The following is a 25,644-nucleotide window of genomic DNA, read 5'->3' as shown; positions in this document are numbered from 1 at the left end:
CTGGACAGGATATGTTCATCCCCATTCAAGGGAAAAATGAATGTTCGTATCCAACATAATACAGTCGCAAATCATTGATTTATTCCACGGAATAGATTAACTTTGCCTGTACAAATTAAAAGCCTGCCAATATGAGCCAAGTGAAAGGAATACCATACGGAATATCCGACTTCAACCGGATGCGGAACGAAAACTTCTATTTCGTCGATAAAACCATGTATCTGCCCCTTATCGAGGAAATGCCCAGTTACCTTTTCCTTATTCGTCCGAGACGTTTCGGAAAAAGCTTATTCCTAAGCATGATGCGTACTTATTACGACATAATACAGAAGGATAACTTCGACAAGTATTTCGGTGACTTATGGATAGGAAGCCGTCCAACCAAACAACATAACAGTTTCCAAGTCCTTTTCTTCGACTTCTCAAAAGCAGGCTGCTCACTGCCGGGAGCAGATTTGATGAGTAGCTTTAATGAATATTGCAGTATCATCATCAACCAGTTTGCCCATGCATACGCATCTTATTATGATGAAGATTTCAAGTCAACAGTAGAAAGCATTGAAAGCGCTAAAGCAAAATTATCATATATAGAAGTAAAGGCTAAAGAAAAAGGATATCCTCTCTATCTGATAATTGACGAATATGACAACTTTACCAACGTCATATTGAGCGAACACGGACAGAAAATGTTCCATGACCTGACTCATGCCAGCGGCTTCTACCGTGAATACTTCAAGCAGTTCAAAGGTATGTTTGACCGAATTTTCCTAATGGGAGTCAGCCCTATCACACTGGATGATTTATCTAGCGGGTATAATATTGACTGGAATATATCGACTGATTCCCGTTTTAATGCCATGATAGGATTTGATGAAACTGAAGTACGTGAAATGCTCCGTTATTACCAACAAAATGGAAAGCTGGTCGGTGATGTAGAAGCGATGATTACAGAAATGAAACCGTGGTATGACAATTATTGCTTCGCCAGAACATCTTTGGACAACGACCGTGTGTTTAATTGCGATATGACTTTATACTATTTACGTAACCAAATTGATTTTCACCGTCCACCCGAAAATATGGTAGACAAGAATATCCGTACGGATTACAGTAAACTGAAAATGCTGGCACGCATTGACCACGACAACACCCATGAGGGAAGCCGCATGAGTACTATCGAAGAAATTGCGGCAAAAGGTGAAATACTGGTAGACTTACATACTTCGTTCCCGTCAGAAAAGATAGCAGATATAGAGAACTTCCGAAGCCTGCTCTATTATTATGGTTTACTTACCATGTGCGGCACCCGTGGCGACCGTCTGAAAATGTGCATACCTAACAATTGTGTGCGCGAGCAGTACCTTGGATTCTTGCGCGACTACTATCAACAGGCCCATACCCTGAATCTTTCACATCTGAAAGACTTGATAGATGATTTCGCCTTCGATGGTCATTGGCAACCATTCTTCGAAACCATCGCCGGTGCCTATCGGGAGAACTCTTCCATACGAGATGCGATAGAAGGGGAAAGAAACCTGCAAGGTTTCCTAAAAGCCTATCTTGCCATTGCTTCTTATTATCTCGTACAGCCGGAACTGGAAATGAACTATGGCTATTGTGACTTCTTCCTATTGCCGGACAAAATGCGTTATTCCGATATAGAACACAGCTATATTCTGGAGTTGAAATACGCTACACGTACAGCTACCAATGCTGAACTTGAAGCCCAAGCAGAAGAAGGAAGACAGCAACTGTTGCGATACAGTAAGGATAAAGTTGTGCAGAAACTGGCTACTGGAACGACACTTCACCTATTATTAATTCAGTTCCAAGGTTGGGATATGGTGAAATGTGAAGAAATAAATGCTTCTGCTATTCATCCTTCGGAATAACTTCCTGCATATAAATAGCATCCAAGCTCCAAAGAGCAGCATCATTCGTGCTAATGCTCGTACATTCATCTAATGGAGACGGTACTTCCGGCGGAAGTATGGTAGTGATGCGGAAAGGCGGTGCAGGTGTATGTTCCAACCGGGTAAACAAATCTTTCCAGGCTTCTTCAGCCATTTGGGTATTGCGCAAGTGATAAGCTGCGTAAGCCATCAGATGGGAGACACGAAAACGGCTATGGCTAAGTTCCCATGCTTTCTTCTTGTAACGTGCAGCATGATCAAGCCAGGCGTCTTTCCATTCGGGTATATCAATCATACGCATCATTTCATTGGCTATCTCAAATCCGCCCATGATCGTCATTAAATGGTTGGTTGTTTCCAATTTGGGGTCACATTCGGTTGTGATGATTCCTGTTGACGGATCAAATCCTAGAGCTTTGGGGCCGGTAAAGAGGCGGTTAGGCAGGACGGCAATGCTTTTCATTCCTGCTATTATTTTATCACGATAAGCAGTGTTACCTGTGCGCTCCCATTCTGTCATCCAATTACCGGCATAAGCCAGCCAGTCGGGACCGATACGCAAACGGGCGGGAGCGGTACAAGGATATTCACTGCGAGGTTGGGCCAGGCGCATAGGGTCCAAGTCATAGAGTTTGTGGTCGGCATCCTTCACTTCAGTCATTAAATCACCGCAACGTTCGTCTGTAGTAAGGTAATAGTAGAAACGGTTCCAGGCGGCCTGGCTGATTCGCGCTTCTTTAGCTCCGCATCCCCAATGACTTACATTATGCCGACTGCCTAATCCGGCATTGGGACCGATATGATAGACATCCACTTCGCCTGTATGACGCGTCATAGCTTCTGCCATACGCCAAATATCAATACGCCCGGTACGCAGGAAATTATACCATAGCCACATATTAGAAGCCAGTTCCGTATTGTCCCAGGCAAATCCTCCGACATCGTAACGCCAGGTATGACGAACAGGGTCATAAGCGTGCATCACATCACCATAATTCCAGAAACCGTACCACTTGTTTTGTTCGATTGCTTTCTGATAGAAGTCAATGTAAGCATCCAAGCGGTCTTCTACACGAGTACGGAATGGAGTAGTACGGTCGGGGAGACTCCATATCCCGAAAGCCTGGCGGGCATGAAGATAATTCGGGGTTGGCATTAACAGACTAGGGCTAGAAAATTGTTTGGCATAATCAGCAAAAGCCTTTTTTCCGGCATAGCCACTTTGTGGGATCAGTGTCAACGTAGTTGTACGGGCAATGCCGTATGGCGTGCTCATACCTTCTTGGACATCTTCATAGCTGGCATTCAGGTCATGAGCTATACGATCATAATGCCGTAAATCCATAGGCTCGGACTCCGGACTCCACAACCAGGCGGTAAGGGTAGCTACCGGGGTTCGTGCGTCTGAAATTTCAATAGAAGAGGGATAAGACTGCCAAAAGTCATGCATACAAAGTCCTAATCCTCCGGTAATATCTCCGACAAAAATATATCCATCGCTACGTGTGCCGGAAAAGGTTCCTATCCAGGGATTATCGTTATTGGCACGTTTACGAATGGAGAAAGCATCGGCAGTGAGTTGAGACAGACGGTAGTCATTCCATGAAGCCCAGTTATCGAGCAGAGAGCGGTTCTTTTCATCGAAAGATTCATAAGGCGGAATACGTTTGCCTTCCATTTGCTGCTGTTGCAGGGAGGGGTCATCAGTCGGCATCTGTTGTGCATCTTTCTTTTCATTACTGTTTTTCTTATTATCTGTCTTATTTAAAGTGAGTATGCGACGCCCTACCAATGGTTGTACCGGCTCGCTCCACACTCCTCCATCTGCACACGAAAAAGCAATATGACGATTATACAGAGCTTCACGCATAGGAACATCGAAACGGATACCCAAACTACGAATGAAATCTTTCTTCTGATCTCCGTCATAGATGAAGCTATGTACCATTTTGATCTGTTCACTACCACCATAAAAGTAGAGACGTACCACAAAAGGAAGCCACTCACGGTTATTCCGTTTGTTCATATCAGAGTTATTCGCATAGTTCCCTTCCCCTTCAGAGTGATTCGTATCAATCTTCTTATTCCTGTTCCGATGTATCCCTTCCAACTTTACAAGTGCCCGTACAGAGCCCAGACGTTCTATGGTTACTGATTTTATTTCTCCTATGTAATGAGTAAAAGATATTTGAGATGTATTTTCTTGAATCGGCTCGTTTTGCGTATTACAAATCAGACGCGCTTTCTCTCCTACTTTAGTTCCCTTATATAATAGGCTATCAATCAGGAAATCTCCGCGTCGGGGAATAAATACGGAAATTAGCCCTGTTTCAATTTGAATATCTTCAGGCGTTTCAGTGATTGCAATAGAAGCATTAGGCTGTTTATTGATAGTTTTTGCTTTCCGGGGGGCTTTTTCTAATGTCAGTCTTTCTGTTCCGGCAGGAATGACTCCGGCAACTCCGCTCCATTTCACGGAACCATCCGGCCAGTAAGCCAATGGCCAAGTATCTACCGGAATCTCTTGATTTCTATCTGTTTTTAACCGCAATGAAGTTTCTGGAAATAGGTAGCCTTCATCAAAAGGAACTCCGAAGCTTACAGCTTTGTCTTGTTCAGGAGTATTGCCGATCCAATGTAAAGGAACAGTAGACGTTTGGGGTGGCAAACATTCATAGCGGAAGTTTGTAATGCGGGTACGGGATAAGGTGGTACGAAAGCCGAACCATCCTTCTGTCAGAGGTTCGGCATCGCGGAAGTCCACCAGTCGCTTGCCGTCTATGTAATAACTAACCCTATTATTTTCATTTGTTATCTTAATGTGATACCAGTGATTCGCTTTTAGCAAATGTTCGGTATCTGTATATTCTTTCAATATGGCAGGACGTACTTTGGGATCTGTGATTCCTGCTTCATTGCCGTCATAACGACGGAAGCGTGTAGTAGAGTTATAATTTCCACCATATCCCATGTAATAGAGTTGCAAAGAATAACAATTCAGAAAGATTCCGCTACGCCACTTCTCACGTTTCCATATATTATCAGGATGTTTGGGGTCCGAAGCCATCCAAAAGCAATTCAGGTCACTCAAACGGTCTCCTTCTTTTTCTACAACTACACATGCATCATATTCAATGGTTACCCGTCCGCTCATCTTTTCTTTCCTCCATAAGGTAAGGCCTTTAGGAGACAGTATTTCAGCGGTATCACCCTGAAATGTCACTTTATAATCCGGAGATTCCGACTCTACCTTCCAATATTTATGAAACTGGCGGGCGTTGAGGCCGGAAACTTTATTGTTTTGTGCGTTTGTTCCTAAAGTGATGAAGAGGAACAAAAGGATAAAGAGTTTTTTCATATGTATATTTGCTATCTCACCTTACAAAGGTAGGGAGAGCCGATCAATTAAGAAATAGAATATTATCCATATATATGGCGATTCGTTCAACTATGAAAAAAAGAACAACCCGACAGTTAGCCGGATTGTTCTTTTTCAACAAACTCATATCAAATAAGAGATTTCTTATTCAAAAACCTTTTTATTCTGCTTTTTTCAAAGTTTCAGCACCTACATAGTAACCTAAGTTAGTTCCCTGGTTATATCCCATATTCTGCATCGCTTGAGACATATCATAATTATGATCGGTCATCAAGTGAGGAAGACGGAATTCGGTAGGATGATTCGTGGAGAATATATAAATAGATTTCATGTCACTTGAACCCATTATTACTTCTTCACGATAGTCACCGAGAAAATCACCATAGTAACAAGGATTGTATTTGGTGCTATGGTTACCGTCATTGCTACCGTAAGTTCCAAAATATACCAAACGAGTCTTATTCGTCTTGTTTACATCAGGGTTCTCTTTATAGCTCACGACACAAGCACGGTCCAGCATTTCTCTTGTCGGCTGCCCGCTCCAATAAATGGCTACATTATACAAAACTCCACCACCAATACCTGTAGGATATGTACTGGATACCAATCCACTGCCACTACAACTGAATACCCCTTCCTGCAAAGAAGACCAGTACTCAAAATTCGGGCTATCCGGATCGATATCTGCCACAATACAACGACCGACATCAGTAGTCGAACCCGCTCCATGGCCGGTAATCAAGCCACCATCTCTTGCATCAATCACTTGACATCCATAACCGTGTCCTTGTCCATTATAATTGCCCGGTTCTTCAAATGAAGCAACAATTTGCAATCCTGAACGGTCTTTTATAAATTTGCCAACACATAAACAGTCACCATGACCGTTTCCGGTACACCACAATTCGCTTCCATCATCATCTATAGCCGCAGAACCATACAAGATTTCATCTTTTCCATCATCGTCCAAGTCCGCTACACGAAAACTATGCGAACACATGGACAACCATTTTGAAGAATGTTCGGCTGTATCAAACTTCCAACGGGTTTCCAGTTTATTCCCTTTCAAATCGAGTGCCCATACTTGCCAATTATGATAAATACCTCTACTGATGATCAGACTGGGGTTGCTTGTTCTCACTCCGGTCGCTTCGTCAGGTATACCATCCAGATAAGCCACCCCGATAAAGAAACGGTCCATGCGGTTTCCGTAATCATCTCCCCAATATTCACTCCAATATTTAGCACGCGACGCTTTTGAACCACTTCCACCACGAGGAATATTATCCACCCGGGTAATTTCACGTCCATCATATCCACGGCAAATAGAGATATATTCGGGACCTTCCATTATCAAACCGCAAATTGTATTAATACTTGCTCCCGAATACCAGCCCACAGCGTCAGTCTGACGAATTCGATAATCGTTCACATTACCATAAGCATCGGTAATGACCTTACCATCCCCAAACTTTGTACCTTCTGAAGAGCGGAAAGCTATTTCACATAAACCATCTCCATCAAAATCGTATAAAATATATGAAGTATAATGTGAACCGGAACGAATATTGATTCCCAAATCAATTTGCCACAAAAAAGTACCATCCATCTTATAAGCTTCCAACAAGGTCGAACCATTATTCCATCCCCCCTGGTTGGCACCATCATACGGTTCTCTCTTCACCACAATCTCCAATTCACCGTCACCGTCCAAGTCACCTAGCTGAATATCATCAGGAGAATATGTAATCGACGCATCGGGTACATTCATGTTTAATCTAATCTCATGATAAAACTTTTCTGCCATTTCAGAGGTAAAGGTATAATCGCAAAGCGTTTCAGCCTGATTGGCAAGAGTGACCCGGTATACATTCGTTTTTGATACATCAATATCCGCATCCACCCAAGAAGTAGTATTCGAAATAGGTTTCTCATTCAATTTCACTTCCGTCTCGCCGTCTACCGACTTATAAATATCAAAAGCAACATTAGACGGATCGGTCTTCAGTAATCTCCAGCTAATCAATGCGGATGATATGCCGGAAGAGTTATTGGCGTCAACATTTGGTGCCGGGTCGTAACTAACCCACATTGCACGGCTACCCGTTATAACTTCAGTAGGCAGAGGCGGCAACTCCTCTTCCGTCTGATTGCCATTGTTCACTTCAACGACGGGGTCATTATCCGAGCAGGCAACTATGGCCAGCAGACAAAACAGCCCCAGTATTATATAATGTTTCTTCATTTCTTTCGTTTTTTTATTCTATAAACATCCGTTCTATGCAAGAATATCCTATCACTATTCATCAGCATTCCGGTTGTGGGTTACCACCCCGGATTCTGCTCCAAATTAGGATTCTTAGATTTTTCACTCTGCGGAATCGGGAAGAAATACATCTTATCATCCCAACTTCTTTCTTTTACCTTACGTTCATACGTATAAGTATCATCCCCATTCTTCGTAATCTTCATTTCAACAATGTTCTTGAAATGTTTGTCACCCTCCTTCCAACGACGTACATCCCAAAAACGATGTCCTTCAAAGGCCAATTCTACCATACGTTCATTCTGATATTTCTTCCAGAAAGCATCATTGGTCATCCCTTGAGGGAATCCGGGCATCTCGGCACGCGTACGAACTACTTTGATAGCATCCACAGCCGAAGTTGTAAATTCATTATCCGTTGCATACGGACTACCCAGATACTTATATACAGCTTCCGCATAATTCAAATAGAACTCTCCAAAACGGAATGTAATCCATGAATGATAGGTCTTTGAAGCTGTACCGGCACGTAAGTCTACTGCCGTCTGACAATACTTCTTCAGATAATAGCCAGTCGGAGTTCCGCCACTCAAAGGCTCCGCATTTAGTCCGCCCTGATAGGTTTGCAGAGGAACAGTATTCCAGTTAGGCCACTTTTCGTCCCCATTCTTGGCAATAGTCAGATAGAAACGAGGGTCGCGGTTGGTATAATAAGGATTAGCAGGATCATAGTTATCCAACTCGTCCGGACGCAACCCTGTATCCTTCATCTCATACGCATCCACCAGTGTCTGTGTGGGACAGTTTCCACCTTTACAATTTTCCAACCCTACCGGGAAGTTATATCCCTCAAAAGAATTAGTGGTAGTAGTGGCACGACGGAGAAAAATCAATTCATTAGTAGCGTCATTGTAATTGTCCTTGCTCCAAAGTGATGAATAATCCTCCACTAAGAGTTTTGCCTTTTCAGCAAACCCATTACTGTCATCTAAAATTTCCTTATTGGCTTTAGCTGCACGATACCACAGTTCTCTATTATCAGTCGGATTAAATAAAGGACTTGCCGCATACAATGCTGCACGAGCTTTCAAGGCCAATACCGTTTTACGGTTGGCACGTCCTGTTTCCGCCGGACTACTAGGCAATGCCATATCTCCCAGTTTACTGTAATCGACGATAATCTTATCTTTAATATCATCACATTCGGCTATGATATAATCAAAAATCTCCTGTGCCGGTCTGCGCGATAACGTATTCGATTCTTCGGCTGTTAATATATGGTCGCTAAACGGCACATCTCCATATTGCCGTACCAAGTTAAAGTAGAAATATGCACGAAGGAAACGTACCTCATACTGGTAATTGGTATAGCGGAACATCTGTTGTGCATAATCACTGTTCAAAGCCAACTCGGGAAATGTCAGTCCGGTAAACTTCTCCAGATATAAATTACAATTGGCTATCCCTTCATAACAGGACGTCCACATGCTACTTTTAGCATTCGACGGACTCCAAGAACCATTGTAAAAGTCTTCAATCTGATTTCCCGAATAAGCATATTCGGACTCATCGGTAGCAGAACCAAGAATTGCCCCGCTATAGTTTCCAAAGTCCACATCCATGGACAAATAGATATTTGTTATCAGCCCTCCTACATTACCGAAGTTGAGCTTCACAAAATCCTCATCATAATTATTGTACTCATGATATTCCATCTTATCTGAGCAGGAACCGAGTGCGGCTACACACATCATTCCGTAGATAATGTTTTTCAGTTTCATTCTTTCGCTTTGTTTTTATGATTAAAAACCAATCGTAACACCGACTACTACACTCTTATTCAGCGGAGTCGCTACACCATAACATTCCGGATCTGTCACATCAATATGATCTGAACAGAACAAGTCTGTTCCTCTGACATATAACTTGGCACTCCCCAATATCTTAGTCTTCTTCATCCATTCTTCCGGAAATCTGTAATACACCTCCGCGTTACGTAACTTCAAGAATGACCGGTCCGCCAACCAAACTGTATTAGCCTGATAGTTATTGGCATTACTCTGTGAACTCAAACGAGGATATTTGGCATTTTGATTTTCCGGTGTCCAACGATTCTCATAATAATGAGTAGAAAGTGTCGTATTATTTATCAACGGCCAAAACATACTCTTCGTATTCAAGACAGCAGAATAGTTACCTGTTCCCTGAAACATTACATCTACTCCAATCCCTTTCCATTCGGCTCCCAAATGGAAAGAATAATAAATTTCTGGAGCCGTCGTACTATAACCGATAGCTGTTTTATCATTGGCATCAATGATTCCGTCTCCATTCACATCTTTATATTTTATGTCTCCCGGCACTACCGTACTAAAGTTTTGCGGAAGGCTGTTTGCTATATCTTCTTTATCTTTGAAGAAACCTTCAGCTACCATTCCATATACTTGTCCCAACCGATTTCCTGTTTGCACAAGATTCTTATACAAACGCGGTTCTTCCAGTTGTTCCTTAATTTCATTCTTATTCCAAGCAAAATTACCGCCAAGGTTGAACACTACATCTCCTAACCGTTTCGTATAGTTAAGTCCTAGTTCCACGCCATAGCTATCAACGATTCCGGCATTCTCGAACGGAGCATCTACGCCCAACACATCGGTATATTTTCCTTCGGAAGAGACCCAAATATCTTTTCTCCGTTGGTAATAGCCTTCTGCCGTCACGTCCAGTCCATTGAACAACACGGCATCAACACCAACATTGTATTTATACGCTTTCTCATGTGTCGAATTAGCAGTTGCCAGGCGCCCGATAATAGTACTTCCGAATTCAGAGTCGTAACTACTGTTAAACTTATATTGCGTACCGGTAGTCGTATAAATCTGATCCCAATAGTCATATACGGTAGTACTTCCGTCTTTAGGCAGATAATCAACATTGATCACTCCAAACGAAGCGCGCAATTTCAAGAAGTTCACCCAAGACACATCTTTCAACCATTTTTCTTCCGAAAGTACCCAAGCAGCAGAAATGGTAGGAGAGAAAGCCCATTTATGTCCCGGTGCCAATAAGCTGGAGGCCGAGCCAACCAATGCCAGATCCAAATAATAGCGATTAGAGAAGCCTACATGATTATACCAGGAAACATTTTGCCGATAAATAGTGGTATTCAGACCGTATGAATCACGATATTCATAATCCCATTTCAATTGAGAATACACATCCCACTTTTGGAACGAGCGATTATAATCTACACTACCTGCAAAGTTAAATTGGCGCGCCCAGTTGTCAATACCTGCACCCGAACCCATTTCACTGGATTCGCCACCTGAAATGGCAGTATAAAACGGACCGTTAGTTGTCCAGCTTGTTGCATAACCGGCATACGTATAAGTCTTGCTATGATCTTCCAGAATATTGGAATAGTTGTCATAAGCTAAACGAAAGTTAGCTCCCAATCCTTTCAGCAAACCAGACAAATCTTGTGACAAGGTAAGGTCGGCAAACAAACTACGAGAGTGTCCTTTAGAATAAGCAGCTCCCTGCGATTGTGCGACAGGATTCGACGTCCCCGCCCAAGTAGTACTTCCTCCCCAACTGCCATCTTCCGTACGAACCGGAAAAGCTGCAGAAGGAATCGAATAAATCATATCCCATAGGTTAACCGAAGCCCCCGGAATCCGAGATTCGGACAAGGTACCGAGAAGATTCAACTTCAATTTGGTAGTGGCGGTTAAATCAATATCCAGATTTGTACGCAAATTAGCACGTGAATACATATTTTGTGTAGAATATCCGTCATTTGCATTCGGGGTTTTGATAAACCCTTTGTCTGTTAATAAATTCGCCATAGTATAGTAGCGGAACTTTGCTCCTCCTCCACGGAATTCGATCGTATATTTATTAGACACTCCTCTGTCTTTAAAGGTTTCATCAATCCAGTTCACATTAGGATAGAGATAAGGGTACATACGGGAAGCCCCTCCACTGCCTACTCCATTACGGAAAGCATCGACTTCTTCCGGAGTATACCGAGCTCCCAAACCTTCATATCCACGCGCTTCATTCACTGCAGAAGCATACGTAGCCGCATCCACAAATTCCGGACGTCGAGACTGTGTGTTAATGATATGATCATACGTAAAGGTTATCTCTTTTGTTTTGTACTTACCACGCTTCGTCGTAATCAAGATCGCACCGTTCACTCCTTTGTATCCGTACAATGCCACAGCCGCGGCATCTTTCAGGATGGAAACGGATTCTACTTCTTCCGGACTCACCAAGCTCATGTCTCGTTCCAAACCGTCAACCAGCACAAGCGGTGTACTACTTGACAAGCTCTGCAAACCACGTACATAAAAGGTAGGATCTGCCATTAACCCGGTACTGACCGCATTCTGCAAAGTAGTAAGGCCCAATCCATATCCATATAAAGAATTGGATATATTCCGGGAAGACCGCTTATTAAACTCTTCATTATAGGTGGTAGAAACTGCTGCCGTTGATTCATGACGATTGAATGTCCGGTTAGCTCCCACATCAATAGTCTGAGCTGCATATCCCATCACAATGGTCATCGGACCATCAGTCTTTGCCACAACTGTGGTAGAGCCTTTGTCGACAGAAACGACACTCAAGCGTTGTCCTTTCTCGACCGCAATCTCGAATTTACCATCTTTATCAGTTTCAACCCGGGTCTCCACTGCGCCACCTTCCACATTAACGGACGCTCCATAGACTGGGTTTCCCGATTTATCAACAACAATACCTATAATGTTGTTGTCTGTATTCTGCGCTCTGACCGGAATGCTCAAACAAACCAGTAAAGCCAGTATCAGAATCTTATTTTTTCTCATATAAATCAATATTCAATATTGTTTTAATCTATTTCGCTGTCTCACATTACCAACCCGGATTCTGAATCAATCCATATCCTTTGTTAATTTCCGTTTGCGGGAATGGAGAAAGATACCATTTGGGATCAAATCCGTATGTCCACCAACGACGGACCGGTTTGGATAACTCAAACCTTTCATATTCAAAACGAGTAGGCTGCAATGCTCCCTTGTTCTTATCTCCTTCATTCCATTTAGCATTTCCCGTTATACGATTACCGGTATCATCCAAACGATAGGTGAGCAACCCGTGCAGGCGCTTCTCGAAACGATCGGCACGTTTGTAACGGATAAGATCAAAGTAACGGCTATCTTCAAGCCCCAATTCCCGAACACGCTCGCACAGCAATTCTTCCAATAAGGCTGCTTTGTCAGAAAGTAAATTCTTATCTGTAACACACTCCGCCAAATCTTTCTTCAATCCTACACGGGCACGTACTATATTCATTTGGTTAATAGCGCCCCGGTGATCATTCTTGGCTTGAAGCAAGGCCTCTGCATAAGTTAAATAAATGTCAGATAAACGAAGATATACCCAATGCGTATACTGACGTTGGTACTCTGTTCCCAAATAATATTTCATATTTTTATAACCAGTCGCATAGTTACCTGATTCAAGCGCTGCATTTTGTCCTTCATCGTATCCTCCGACCCACAGTTCATAAGGTAAACCGGACATTGTTCCTGCACTCCAGTCTAACATCTTCGGCAATCCGTTTACCATGCAATGCTCATACAGACGAGGATCACGGGTTAATACGATTTCCGACAATAGTTGTTCTCCATTTTTGAATGTTCCGGTCAGGAACATTGCATCCAACTTACCTTCTGTTTCCGCCTTTTTCCAGTCAAACGGAGTACCGTCGGCCCATGGGAACATCTCCACATATTCCTGTGTAGGCGGATATTCGGTACGACAAAGTGACGGAACAGCCCAGGAATGCCACATATAAGAACTTGAGTTGAAAGCGTCCGACATATTCGTGCGGACAGAATGCAAGACCTCCTTGCTGTTCTGACGAATATATCCCATACGATATGCCTGCCGATACTGTTCCGGTGTTTCTTCCGAAGCCTTATTCAGGCTATACCCGCCTTGACTCTCCAGCTCTTTAAAGAATGCTTCACAAGCCTTCAAACAGTTATCCCAAAGTTCCGCATGGTAGCCGCCGTACCATACCAGATGCTGCTGTTCAGCCTCTGAGTTTCCTCCTGCATATCCGTTGACATCGTTAAACAACGGAGAAGCGGCAAATTGCCAGATTTTGCATTTCAATGCCATCGCACCGGCCTTTGTCCAGTGTCCGGCCTTGCTGGCAAGATCGGCATCAGCATAAGCCCACACCAATCCACCGGAATTGATAGCATCATCCAACATCTTTATCATGTAGTTAACAGTCTCCTCTACCGTAGCACGGGGGATTTCATAACCTGACTCCGTACCGGTGAATGAAGCATATAACAATGGAAGACCTCCATAATGACGGAACATATCAAAATAGCGTGCCGCAATCAGGCATTTAGCTTCTGCCACCAACTGAGTTTTTTCAGTGCTATCCATGCCCGGCACTCTATCTATATTTTCCATTAACAACCAGCACCAGCGCACTACTTCCCATACCATTTCCCGTGTATATGGGAAAATATTACCACGCGTGCCATAGTTGGCATTGAGAGAACCCAAATAATACTGCTGATATACAGTTGCGTCACTAAAATAAAGTGACCAGCAGTCTGTTAGCGCATCCTTCTTTCCTAAATAAGGACTGGAAGAATCAGGAATATTACCGTTACTGTCCGTATTATAGGGTAATCCGTAATACTGTCTACTGTAACAGGTGTTCAAAAATTGGCGCGTATATTCCGCACTATTGAACACTGTGTCAATAGTAGCATTTCCGCCCGGTGCCTTATCCAAAAAAGAGTTTCCGAATTTAATTTCGTCCACACATGAAGTGGAAACCAAACAAACTGCCGCTCCCAACATCGCACCGATGAACCATTTATTTTGTAATTTCATTGTATCTTTCCTTTATCTATTTTAGAATCCTAATTTCAAGCTCAACGTATAAGTCTTGGACAATGGATAAGAAGGTGCATTAGTAGCTCTTGCCTCCGGATCACCCCACAAATAAGGTGTAATAGTCCACAAATTATATCCTGCAAAAGCCAACTGGCATGTATTCAGTCCAAGTTTCTTCATCAATGGGAAGTGAAAATTGTATGCCACCTGAAGAGTTTTCAAACGCAGGTATTTTGCATCTTTCTCATATAAGGTGGAGGTAGCATAGTTATTCTTCGCATTGTCAATGGTAGCTCTCGGATACTCCGAAGATTGTGACGGATTTTCCGGTGTCCATGTATGGTCCAAATGGTATGCCAACAATCCTCCCTGCTCGCTATTGGAAGATGAATAGAACGGCTGACGAAATACATCCGAAATCATACGGCTTACGTTCCAGGCCCCTGTCCATTGAGTACTTATTTCCAGATTCTTCCAACTGAATCCTAAATTAATACCTAGCATATATTCAGGATCATCCGTAAAGCCATAGTCATAACTTGCGTCGTTCGCATCAATCTTACGGTCACCATTCAAGTCAACATATACCGCATCTCCATTTTGAAGAATGCTCTCGTGAGTGGGGAACGGACGATTAAATGTCTGCTCATATAACGCAGGTGTATCCTCATCATAGAAGCGCCAGAAAACGTATTGACTACGCGAACCGATACGGTGTCCCTTCTGATATTGATATAAATTATTCTGCGGGGCTTCCTTCTTTTCAAGAATCTCATTCTGATTATAAGAAAGGTTAATACCCGCCCAATAACGGAAATTATCGCCAATCTTATCGTTCCATTTTAAAGAAAGTTCCCAGCCCCAACTGTCTACACTTCCTAAATTTGAATAGGGAGTAATGAACCCTAACATTCCCGGAGCTGTACCGTCACGCAAAAGGATGTCATTACGACGTTCTTTATAATATTCAAAGGTTGTTTTCAGACGGTCATCAAGGAAGTTAATATCAACACCATAGTTCCGTTTCAGAGCTTTTTCCCATGTCACAGCAGGGTTATTCTTAGCTACCTCACGCGCACCCAGACTAACAGTACCATTATCTGTTCCGAATCCATATCCCCAGGCGTTAGTTGCTCCTCCACTTGCCGTTACACGATTTGCCAAGTCACCTAAACCGACATTATATGGATCAGCCATATACATAAACCGCGATCCTCCAATATTATCGTTACCTACCAAACCGACACTGGCACGTAATTTCAAGAAGCTAACCACCGACTTCAAAGGACGGAAAAACTTCTCTTCACTCATCACCCAACCTATAGAACCAGCCGGGAAATAAGAAAAGCGCAAATCGGACGCAAAGTTTTCCGAACCGTTATAACCCACATTAAACTCTGCCATATAGCGGCTCTTCCAATCATAAGTGACACGTCCGACTAATCCGACATATCCATGAGGAATGTCCGAATATAATTTCGGATAATACTCTTTCTGTTGATTATACAAAACTAAGGCTGTCACCGTATGATCACCAAAAGTACGATTATAATTAAAGCTGGCTTCCATATACCAATTACGTGCTTTGCCTGTAGTATACGAATACTTCACATCTGTATTCTCTCCAAACTTACGATAAGCAATACTACCGTCATCCATCAATACAGGAGTGTATGTAGCAATAGACCCACCAGAACCGACTTTATTAACTGTAAACGAGCTGTTATAAGATCCCTTCACTTTAAAGGAAAGTCCTTTAGTCAAGAAGTCCATTTTTTGATCCAGAATCACATCCACATTCAGCGAATTGTTGCTGGTCTGGCTGAACCCATTTCCATAATATCCCATACCTGTACCTCCTGTAAATGGTAATTTCAGTCCGTCTGAATAAGTCTCATCGCTCGAATTTACCAATTTTCCATCTATGATTCCCGGACTGGAGAAAGGAGTAGCATAATACATATTTTTAATCAATCCGGAAGATCCCTGACTCGTACGCGGTTGATCTGAATTATTCACATTACCACTAATATTGAATGACAAAGTAGTCGTTTTAGTGACATCCATATCCAAGTTTGTACGATAGTTAAACCGACGGTACTGATAGCTTAAATTATAAGGAAGATCAAACTCACTAAAAAGTCCTCCTTGCGTATAAGCACCTGCAGAGATGAAATAACGTACTTTATCTGTTCCTCCCGAGATGTTCAGATTATGCTGGCTCTGAAGCGTAGAGCTTTTCATAATATAGTCAGCCCATTGTATATTTGGGAAACGAATAGGATCGGAACCATCTGCAAATTTTTGAATCACGCCATCACTAAATAAGGCAGATTTGCCATCACCGGACATCATTTGATTATGAAAACGGGCATAGTCATAGGAACTTGCCTGTTCTACCATTTTTGTAGGCATCAATACAGAAGCAGAAGTAGTAAACGAAATTTTCGCCTTTCCTTCCTTTCCTCGTTTAGTTGTAATCAAAATGACCCCATTTGCTCCACGAATACCAAATACGGCTGTTGCCGAAGCATCTTTCAAGATAGAAATGGATTCAATTTCATTCGGGTCGATATCACTCATACTTTCACGATCCACACCGTCTACCTGAATTAACGGTGAAGAATTTTCCCAAGTAGCTTTACCACGAATAAAAATTTCAGCGGCATCCGCTCCCGGCTCACCGGAATATTGTACGGTAGTCAAACCTGTCATCTGCCCTCCTAATACATTGGAAACCGAACCTACAGATACACGGGTCAATTCTTCTCCCTTCACACTAGCGATAGCTCCTGTCATGGTCACTTTCTTCTGCGTACCATAAGCTACGATTTCCACCTCTTCAAGTGCTGTCACATCCTCTACCAGAATGACTTTCATGTCATTTTTCGCTACTACTTTTTTATCGGTATAACCTATAAAAGATACTTTCAATTTCGCACCGGGACGTACATTTATTCTAAATACACCGTCAATATCGGTAATTGTACCATTAGATGTTCCTTCCGCAAGTACACTTGCTCCAATTATCGGTTCGCCTTGGCTATCTACTACTGTTCCTTTTATAGTACTTTGCTGCTGTACAACTTCGATGGCTGCCGAAGCTGTTTGCAATCCCCATGCAGGTGCAAAAGTTGCTATAGTGAAAAACAGAGCGACAGGTAAGGTTGTCCCCTTTATAAAGTTTTTCTTATTCATATATGTATATGTTCATGATATAAGTATAATTTTAACGGACTTTATATACCGTCATTATTTTAGAATGCAAGCATCATACGGAAATAACCGGCACGCGAATCACGTTCACAAATTATGTGATATCTTCCACCAGCCATACCGTGTGTCCATTGGTTGGCTGGAGAACGCTGTGTGCTACTCCAATAGTGTCCACTGTTAGTTCCTGACTCGACAGAGGTCATCTCATCACCATTTACATTCTTGAGACAACGGTTAATAACACTCAAATTCTTAGCGACTGTATCCCAACACATTATAGAGGGCAAATACCAAGGAGTCACATTTGCCGGAATAGCTTCCGCTTCACGATAAGCCTTGATATACGCATAAGCATGGTCGCAAGTAGAAGGACTACCCATACCTTCGTAACACATAGTAAGTAACTGTGTATTATTGTATCCCATTAGTGCTGGGAAAACCAATGAAGCATCATTCTTGTTAACATCCTTCTCTGTGTTACAACCTACAAACTTGTTTGCCCAATTCTCATCTGAAGTAAACCAGTCTGAATAATAACCGGACTTACTTGAATGGAACATTTTCAAAGCAACATCATTTTGTTCACTATCTTTTACCACAGAATTCTTAATAGATAGCACTATACCGTGCGTACATGCAGGGAAATCGCGACGCAAAGCATCAACTTCTGCTGAATAGAGTTCAGTATGTGTTACACTGGGTTGTGAATTTCCTACATAACATACAATACCAATCACATTCTCCGGCACCGTTTCCGCATCTACTGAAACTATTTTTCCATCTGCACAAAAATAGTCTCCTACCTGCAAAGTATGGTTGATTTTACTTTTATCTTCGATGGTATACATTTTCGCCGTTCCTCCTTCCAGCGTACCTTTAGCTTCATATTCCATCTCACTTACTCCAGAATAAGTACCCTTAATTGAGAATTCCTTCTTCGGATTAACCAAGAAACGGTATGTATCCGTACTTTCCTGATAATAAGGAGTTGCTTGAGTATTGTTCACTGTAAACGAACCGGCTGTTAATGGTAACAAATAATCATCTATACCGCCATTTGTAAAGCTATAGGTCAAATTAGGCATCTTCACTACCGCAAGAGCCATCCGATGTTGCATAGTAAAAGCGATCTGTCCTTTCAAACGATCCCCCTGAACACTACCCGTACTCGTCATCAAATCATATTGTGTATAATTTCCTTCATTTTGTTCACTGCCTATTTTCCAATTGTTGACGTATGTTTCAAAAGGATCCACCTTCGTCGGATCAAAAGTCACATTCGCATTATACGGATAGTATGCATAAAAAGTCATCCGCTGAAATTGTGAACCTTTGTATTCAATAGGATCCCCTCCATCAGTCAATTCCCAATAGCCATCTGTCAGTGTGAATTTCCGATTCTTGATATCCTCTACCACCGTTTCTCCTCTTACCGCAAATATACCGATAGCATCTCCGTTAGAAAATCGGGTAGTATATCCATTCTCTGTAGCACGTGTCTTACCACTTTCGTCCATAAATCCTTCATCAGACACACTAATCTGAAATCCCTGCAAAGAATCCGGTGTTTCTCCGGTGAGTTCTTCATTTTGCGAGCAAGACGCAACTATGGCTGCGCCAGCCAGAAAAAGCATTGATATATAATTATATATTTTCATAAATCTCATGTTTATATTTTTAGCATTTTTATCTATATTAGATTGGTAAACAGATCACTTCACAACAGGCTGTGGAGTTACGGTTTCTTCTGTAATATTCCAACTAGGATTAGTTATCTCTGTTCCAGTTTCAGCTATACTCGGGTCGGATGTTATAGGATCGTGGTTTTCATCCTCCCATCCTATTATTTGCGTTTGTTCTGTAATTGTCAACACATAATTATTGTCCTCGTATTTATTTGTCTTGATGATGTAATTATAAGAAAATCCTGATTTCAATTCTGTCAAGTTAGCAAACTCGGCTTCATAAAGATAACCGTTCATTCTAGCTTGGATAGTTACTTTGCCTTGCACCTTCTGTGGCAGTAAAATAGCTTGTACTGTATAATTATCCTGCTCTCCTATTTTATCCCAATAAATATCATCTTTATCCGTAACAGGGTCTTCACTGACTGTTGTCTCCCCTGTTTTAGGATTAAATGTACCATTATTCTTAAGCCCAATAAGATAACAAGTTATATCTGCCAAGTCCACACCTTCGCCAGCTTGAAACTCCAATCTAATACGACTCATCACATGATTGAATGCTAATGTCACGTTCGGGGTTTGTGATGTAGCCTTCCCTTTAGCAAAAAGAAAATCTATCTTCGCACGTTCTTCTGCTGTAGCTTGATTGTCACTGGCTGTAGTCACTTCCAATACAGGTTGTTCTTCACCTGATGTACCAGAAAATGGAGCGTATGCCACTACATCATACTCTCCGGAACCTAATACCCAAATCTCTTCTGCATTTCCTCCTTTTGCCGCAAAAAGACCATTGCCCTTGTATTTGTAATGAATATTCACTTGTTCCGTACCACAAGTGATTCCTACCGAGTCTTCTGCCTCCCAGTTTGTTTCCGTAGCTCTTGTAACAAGATTGCTAGCCTCATGATTGTTTATTACTGCACTAAAAGAAACTTTCGCTCCCGTATCACCGGTAAACTGAATATCAGTTTCTTTAATATCGTTGCTACATCCTGCTAAAAGTAGTAAGGCAACAGCAGTTGTGACATAGTTTTTTTTCATACCATGTTTTTTAAAGTTAAACATATTTTTGTTGATTAGTAAAATCGTCGTAAAGTAAAAAAGACAATGGCTGCATTCTTTTCCAACCAGCAATTGAAATAAATGAAGCATTTTTTTTGTTGTTTTCCATATCTATTAGATACATCTGTTAAGTTAAACAAAAGTTAGATTCTCTTTTTAAAAGTAATTTTTCACACTCTACCTGTGAAAAAGTGTTGCAAACATAACGACTTAATCAAGATATAGCAATGCAGAATCGTACAAATGCATGGAAAATACCGTCTTTTGCACGATATTCCATGCTGTAGGAGCGATTTTCGATTAGTACCTAATGACTATGAACCTTTTTGTTTCTATTTTATTGTATGGAAAATAGTAATTTATAAACCTAAAAATGATATGGCGAATTTTTCAATTGTAGTTGTTCCAACTAAAAAATTATCAAATGGCAGACATCGAATAAGGATAGCCGTAGCACATCATTCTCAAACCAGATATATATCTACCCAATTTACTTTGGATTCTGCCAATCAACTAAAAAATGGTCGAGTAGTAAGGCATGAGAATGCAGCGAATATGAATGCCTGTCTTCGGAAACTAATCAATGAGTATGAAGAAATTGTTACATCGATCAGCTATTTACCAGCAATTTCATGTACCGAACTTATACATATAATTACTTATGAACAAAAGAAAAAAGGTATAACCTTTCAAGCTGTTGCAAAAGAATACATGAATTTCATGAAAGGAGAAGAGCGGGAGAAATCTTATAAACTTTATAAGATAGCTTCCGAAAGATTAGTCAAATATATGAAAGGGGATTTTCCTTTAATTCAATTGACACCTATACATATCCAAGGATTTGCCAAAGTTCTTCACGAGGAGAATCTGGCAGATACAACTATCAGAATATATCTGACTTTAATAAAGGTGATAGTAAATTATGCCGGTAAGATGAATTATGTATCTTACTCCATTCATCCTTTTGTCCTCTTTAAGATGCCGACAAGTAATGTGCGGGAACTTGATTTGTCAATAGATGAACTGAAGAGAATACGTGATGTCCGGCTTTTAAAGTCTTCTTTATCCATGGTGAGAGATATTTTTATGCTTACCTATTATTTAGGCGGTATCAACCTGAGAGATTTATTAGCATATGATTTTAAAAATAAGAACGATATGCGTTATGTGCGTCACAAAACACGTAATAGCAAGAAGGGAGAAAATGAAATTGTATTTACTTTGCAGCCTGAAGCAAAAGTGCTTATAGATAAATATATGTCGAGAAATGGGCATTTGCAGTTTGGTAAATATTCATCTTATAAACAAATATATAGTTTAGTCTTCCGACATATAAATAAGGTAACAGAACTTTCGGGGGTAAAGAAAAAGGTTACTTACTATTCCGCCCGAAAGACATTTGCACAACACGGATATGATTTAGGCATTCAAATTGAAAAAATAGAATACTGTATCGGACACAGTATGAAAAATAACCGTCCTATCTTTAATTATATTAAGATTATGCAAGAACATGCCGATAAGGTGTTCCGTGCCGTACTTGACCAATTGCTATAGTATAGATAGTTTTTCACTGCCATTTTTAGTTCCTTCTTTTGCTAATCGATTTCATTCCGATCGCTATCCTTTTTTCGTTCCACTATAGTTATCCGCAAAGTACACTATAGTTACCCTTGCGGATAACTATAGTCAAACGCAAAGATAACTATAGTGGAACGAAGAAAGATTCGCATACCGGATAACTCATAATAGGTAAAAAAGATATTAATGGTACTAATTGTTCAAATCTTATCCTCAATTGATTGCTAGCTGTATGTAGTCGTTTGATGCGCAGGTAGTTATGTTTAAAAAGAGAATCTAACTTTTGTTTAACTCTATAATAAATACGCTATGTAAATATATTAATATCATACAATATATTATACTACTAAACCTCTATAAAGTACTACGTTACAGGAATATCCATATAAAAAGAAACAAAGAGTCTTCATTAGAGGATAAAAAGATAAATCAACAATAAAGGATCTATAAACCAATATTTATAACTTAATAATTAAAGTATGAAAAGCAACCAAAAAGGTAATCACCTGTATGCCTATAAGGATACTATCCGACGGCTATTTCTTCTCACTTTGTTCTCCTTTTTAATAGTAGAATCTTATGCCCAGAATAAGACAATTTCGGGCACAGTTACAGATTTTACCGGAGAACCGGTTATTGGTGCCAGTGTGTTGGTTAATGGTACTACTAATGGTACAATTACTGATTTAAATGGCAAGTTTTCTCTTTCCAATGTACCAACCAAAGGTACAATCACTATCACTTATATAGGATATAAAAAACAAGAAGTATCCGTAGCAGGAAATACCAACTTTAAAATTACTCTTCAAGAAGATACCGAGACCTTAGACGAAGTAGTAGTTGTAGGCTATGGAGTACAGAAAAAAAGTGACGTAACCGGTGCTATGGCTCGCGTAGGTGAAAAAGAACTGAAAGCAATGCCTGTAAGAAATGCACTAGAAGGGATGCAAGGTAAAACAGCCGGTGTAGATATTACATCCAGTCAGCGTCCCGGAGAGGTGGGCAACATTAATATTCGTGGACAACGCTCTATTAATGCGGAACAGGGTCCACTGTATGTGGTAGACGGTATGGTAATTCAAAATGGAGGCATTGAAAATATCAATCCTTCCGACATTGAAGCTATTGACATTTTAAAAGATGCTTCAGCCACAGCTATTTATGGCTCACGTGGTGCCAACGGTGTGATTCTTGTAACTACCAAAAAAGGAAAAGAAGGTAAAGTGACCCTAAACTATTCCGGTACTGTCACTTTTGAAACGCTACACGATGTTACAGAAATGATGTCTGCCGCCGAATGGTTGGATTATGCCCGCTTAGCCAAATATAATGCAGGTTCTTATGCTTCTGCCACTCCAACTTATGAAGCAGATAAAGCTGCATTTGGTAGCGTAACCGCTTCATGGAAAAACATCGAAAAGGCATGGGTAAATGGAGTCTACGATCCATCTTTAGTAGGATCATACGACTGGGCTTCGCACGGTAAACAGACGGGGATTACACACGAACATACCTTAAGCGCATCCGGAGGGTCTGACAAATTCCAAGGCTATGCCTCATTCGGTTATTTGGACCAGAAAGGTACACAACCAGGGCAAGCATATGAACGTTATACATTAAAGACCTCATTTGATGTAACTCCTGTCAATTGGTTCAAAATGGGATCTTCAATTAATGCATCTTATTCCACTCAAGACTATGGATATAGTTTCTCCAAGTCTGTAACCGGTTCGGGTGATTTCTATAGCGCATTAAGAAGTATGATTCCATGGACAGTACCTTATGACGAAAACGGTGAATATGTCCGTTATCCGAGTGGGGATGTAAATATCATCAACCCTATTCGTGAATTAGACTACAACACCAACCAACGCCGCACTTTCCGTGCTTCTGCTAGTTTGTATTCGCAAATTGATTTCGGCAAAATCTGGAAACCCCTGGAAGGCTTATCTTATCGTCTTCAGTTTGGCCCTGAATTCCAATTCTACACTTTAGGAGTTGCTAATGCAGCAGATGGTATTAATGGAGATGGTAACAATGGTGCACAATACAAGAACGAACAAAAACGTGCATGGACATTGGATAACCTGATCTATTATAACAAAGCCCTGGGTCAACATAATTTAGGCATGACATTGATGCAATCCGCTTCGGCCTACCATTACGAGATGGGAGATATGAGAGCTACTAATGTAGCCTCATCGGATGAGCTTTGGTATAATATAGGATCTGCCGGTACACTAAACTCTTTTGGCACAGGTCTGACCGAAACTCAAATGGCATCTTATATGATTCGCCTAAACTATGGTTATAAAGATAAATACTTATTGACAGCATCTATGCGTTGGGACGGCGCCTCTCAATTAGCCGAAGGGCACAAATGGGCAAGTTTCCCTTCTGCTGCTATCGCATGGAGAATGGATCAGGAAGATTTCCTGAAAGACATCAGTTGGCTGAATCAGTTGAAACTTCGTATAGGTATGGGTGTTACAGGTAATGCGGCAATCAAAGCATATGCAACTAAAGGCGCTATCACAGGCTTATACTATAACTGGGGACAGAATGAGTCATCTTTGGGCTATGTACCTTCAGATCCTTCACAGAAGGAACCCGCCAAAATGGCTAATCCAACTCTAGGCTGGGAAAGAACTACACAATACAATGTTGGTGTTGACTACGGTTTCTTTAATAACCGACTTACTGGTAGTATCGATGCATACAAAACGAAAACTGATGATTTGTTACTGGAAATGTCAATTCCTTCACTAACGGGCTATGTTTCTACTTATGCCAATGTGGGTAAAACATCCGGATATGGAATTGACCTACAAGTAAATGCAATACCTATACAAACAAAAGATTTTTCTTGGAGCACTACTTTAACATGGTCAATGGATAGAAACCGAATCGACGAATTGTCTAATGGTAGAACAGAAGATGTGAACAACAAATGGTTTGTCGGTGAAGAAATCGGTGTTTATTACGACTGGGTATATGATGGCATCTGGAAAACAGAAGAAGCTGAAGAAGCTGCCAAATACGGACGTAAACCGGGACAAATCAAAGTGAAAGATTTAAATAATGATGATACAATAGATGCCAATGACGATAAGAAAATTGTAGGGCATACACGTCCACGCTGGACAGGTGGCTGGAGTAACACTTTCAGCTATAAGAATTTTGAGCTATCCTTCTTTATTTTATCACGTTGGGGATTTACTGTTCCACAGGGAGCTGTTACTCTTGACGGTCGCTATATGCAACGTAAAATAGACTATTGGGTAGCCGGTACCAATGAGAATGCAAAATACTATTCACCCGGTTCCAACGGTGAAGGAGCCGATGCCTTTAACAGCGCAATGAACTATCAGGATGGCTCGTACATCAAAGTTCGTAATATCTCATTGGGTTATAACTTTACCCCACAACAATTAAAGAACTTGGGTATCAATAATTTGAAGCTATATGTTCAAGCCATGAATCCATTCAATATCTATAAAGCATGTGACTTTTTGGATACAGACTTGGTAAATTATGACAATAATACCAAAATATTTGGTTCACCTACCACTTTGAAGAGTTTTGTAATAGGTGTCAACATCGGATTCTAATAAACAAATTAAAGTA

11 protein-coding genes are annotated in these 25,644 nt (G+C 41.1%); 3 read left to right on the top strand and 8 right to left on the bottom strand.

The window, feature by feature from the left end; genetic code table 11:
- The first annotated feature begins 131 nt into the window (after window positions 1–131).
- Complete coding sequence (locus KQP79_RS00610) at window positions 132–1,892, top strand: ATP-binding protein (protein WP_234120717.1); 1,761 nt, start codon at window positions 132–134, stop codon at window positions 1,890–1,892.
- Here the strand turns inward: KQP79_RS00610 and KQP79_RS00605 are convergent.
- The 8 genes from KQP79_RS00605 to KQP79_RS00570 all read right to left on the bottom strand — a co-directional run bounded on the left by KQP79_RS00605 (window position 1,873) and on the right by KQP79_RS00570 (window position 20,415).
- Window positions 1,873–5,271 (bottom strand): DUF6250 domain-containing protein, encoded by a 3,399-nt coding sequence (locus tag KQP79_RS00605; RefSeq protein ID WP_004308493.1) that lies wholly within the window; start codon window positions 5,269–5,271, stop codon window positions 1,873–1,875. The genes KQP79_RS00610 and KQP79_RS00605 overlap by 20 nt on opposite strands.
- 181 nt (window positions 5,272–5,452) lie before the next feature.
- Window positions 5,453–7,537, bottom strand: coding sequence for a hypothetical protein (locus KQP79_RS00600; protein WP_004308492.1), 2,085 nt, complete (start codon window positions 7,535–7,537; stop codon window positions 5,453–5,455).
- 80 nt (window positions 7,538–7,617) lie between these two features.
- The gene (locus KQP79_RS00595; protein ID WP_004301569.1) at window positions 7,618–9,339 is read right to left on the bottom strand and encodes a RagB/SusD family nutrient uptake outer membrane protein; all 1,722 of its coding nucleotides are present in this window, start codon (window positions 9,337–9,339) and stop codon (window positions 7,618–7,620) included.
- A 21-nt stretch (window positions 9,340–9,360) separates the two neighbouring features.
- The gene (locus tag KQP79_RS00590) at window positions 9,361–12,411 is read right to left on the bottom strand and encodes a SusC/RagA family TonB-linked outer membrane protein (RefSeq protein WP_032855809.1); all 3,051 of its coding nucleotides are present in this window, start codon (window positions 12,409–12,411) and stop codon (window positions 9,361–9,363) included.
- Window positions 12,412–12,457: 46 nt separating this feature from the next.
- A complete protein-coding gene (locus tag KQP79_RS00585; RefSeq protein ID WP_004308490.1) occupies window positions 12,458–14,470 on the bottom strand; it encodes a RagB/SusD family nutrient uptake outer membrane protein in 2,013 nt (670 codons plus the stop codon).
- Between the two features lie 21 nt (window positions 14,471–14,491).
- Window positions 14,492–17,671, bottom strand: coding sequence for a SusC/RagA family TonB-linked outer membrane protein (locus KQP79_RS00580; RefSeq protein ID WP_004301566.1), 3,180 nt, complete (start codon window positions 17,669–17,671; stop codon window positions 14,492–14,494).
- Between the two features lie 59 nt (window positions 17,672–17,730).
- Window positions 17,731–19,356 (bottom strand): fimbrillin family protein, encoded by a 1,626-nt coding sequence (locus KQP79_RS00575; RefSeq protein ID WP_004301565.1) that lies wholly within the window; start codon window positions 19,354–19,356, stop codon window positions 17,731–17,733.
- A gap of 45 nt (window positions 19,357–19,401) precedes the next feature.
- The gene (locus KQP79_RS00570; protein ID WP_157133807.1) at window positions 19,402–20,415 is read right to left on the bottom strand and encodes a fimbrillin family protein; all 1,014 of its coding nucleotides are present in this window, start codon (window positions 20,413–20,415) and stop codon (window positions 19,402–19,404) included.
- A gap of 399 nt (window positions 20,416–20,814) precedes the next feature.
- On the opposite strand from KQP79_RS00570, the gene KQP79_RS00565 reads away from it, so the two are divergent.
- Together KQP79_RS00565 and KQP79_RS00560 are read left to right on the top strand one after the other, a co-directional pair.
- Window positions 20,815–21,993: a tyrosine-type recombinase/integrase gene (locus KQP79_RS00565; protein WP_032856251.1), complete on the top strand. Its 1,179-nt coding sequence runs from the start codon at window positions 20,815–20,817 to the stop codon at window positions 21,991–21,993.
- A gap of 503 nt (window positions 21,994–22,496) precedes the next feature.
- Complete coding sequence (locus KQP79_RS00560) at window positions 22,497–25,628, top strand: SusC/RagA family TonB-linked outer membrane protein (protein ID WP_032847379.1); 3,132 nt, start codon at window positions 22,497–22,499, stop codon at window positions 25,626–25,628.
- Window positions 25,629–25,644: the final 16 nt, after the last annotated feature.

Source organism: Bacteroides sp. DH3716P (assembly GCF_025914115.1).
Lineage (GTDB): Bacteria > Bacteroidota > Bacteroidia > Bacteroidales > Bacteroidaceae > Bacteroides > Bacteroides ovatus.
This window is presented reverse-complemented; position numbering and strand designations above follow the sequence as displayed.

Excerpts from the sequence above, each read along its gene's own strand:
- KQP79_RS00610 (WP_234120717.1), top strand. The coding sequence starts at position 132 with ATGAGCCAAGTGAAAGGAATACCATACGGAATATCCGACTTCAACCGG.
- KQP79_RS00605 (WP_004308493.1), bottom strand. The coding sequence starts at position 5,271 with ATGAAAAAACTCTTTATCCTTTTGTTCCTCTTCATCACTTTAGGAACA.
- KQP79_RS00600 (WP_004308492.1), bottom strand. The coding sequence starts at position 7,537 with ATGAAGAAACATTATATAATACTGGGGCTGTTTTGTCTGCTGGCCATA.
- KQP79_RS00595 (WP_004301569.1), bottom strand. The coding sequence starts at position 9,339 with ATGAAACTGAAAAACATTATCTACGGAATGATGTGTGTAGCCGCACTC.
- KQP79_RS00590 (WP_032855809.1), bottom strand. The coding sequence starts at position 12,411 with ATGAGAAAAAATAAGATTCTGATACTGGCTTTACTGGTTTGTTTGAGC.
- KQP79_RS00585 (WP_004308490.1), bottom strand. The coding sequence starts at position 14,470 with ATGAAATTACAAAATAAATGGTTCATCGGTGCGATGTTGGGAGCGGCA.
- KQP79_RS00580 (WP_004301566.1), bottom strand. The coding sequence starts at position 17,671 with ATGAATAAGAAAAACTTTATAAAGGGGACAACCTTACCTGTCGCTCTG.
- KQP79_RS00575 (WP_004301565.1), bottom strand. The coding sequence starts at position 19,356 with ATGAGATTTATGAAAATATATAATTATATATCAATGCTTTTTCTGGCT.
- KQP79_RS00570 (WP_157133807.1), bottom strand. The coding sequence starts at position 20,415 with ATGAAAAAAAACTATGTCACAACTGCTGTTGCCTTACTACTTTTAGCA.
- KQP79_RS00565 (WP_032856251.1), top strand. The coding sequence starts at position 20,815 with ATGGCGAATTTTTCAATTGTAGTTGTTCCAACTAAAAAATTATCAAAT.
- KQP79_RS00560 (WP_032847379.1), top strand. The coding sequence starts at position 22,497 with ATGAAAAGCAACCAAAAAGGTAATCACCTGTATGCCTATAAGGATACT.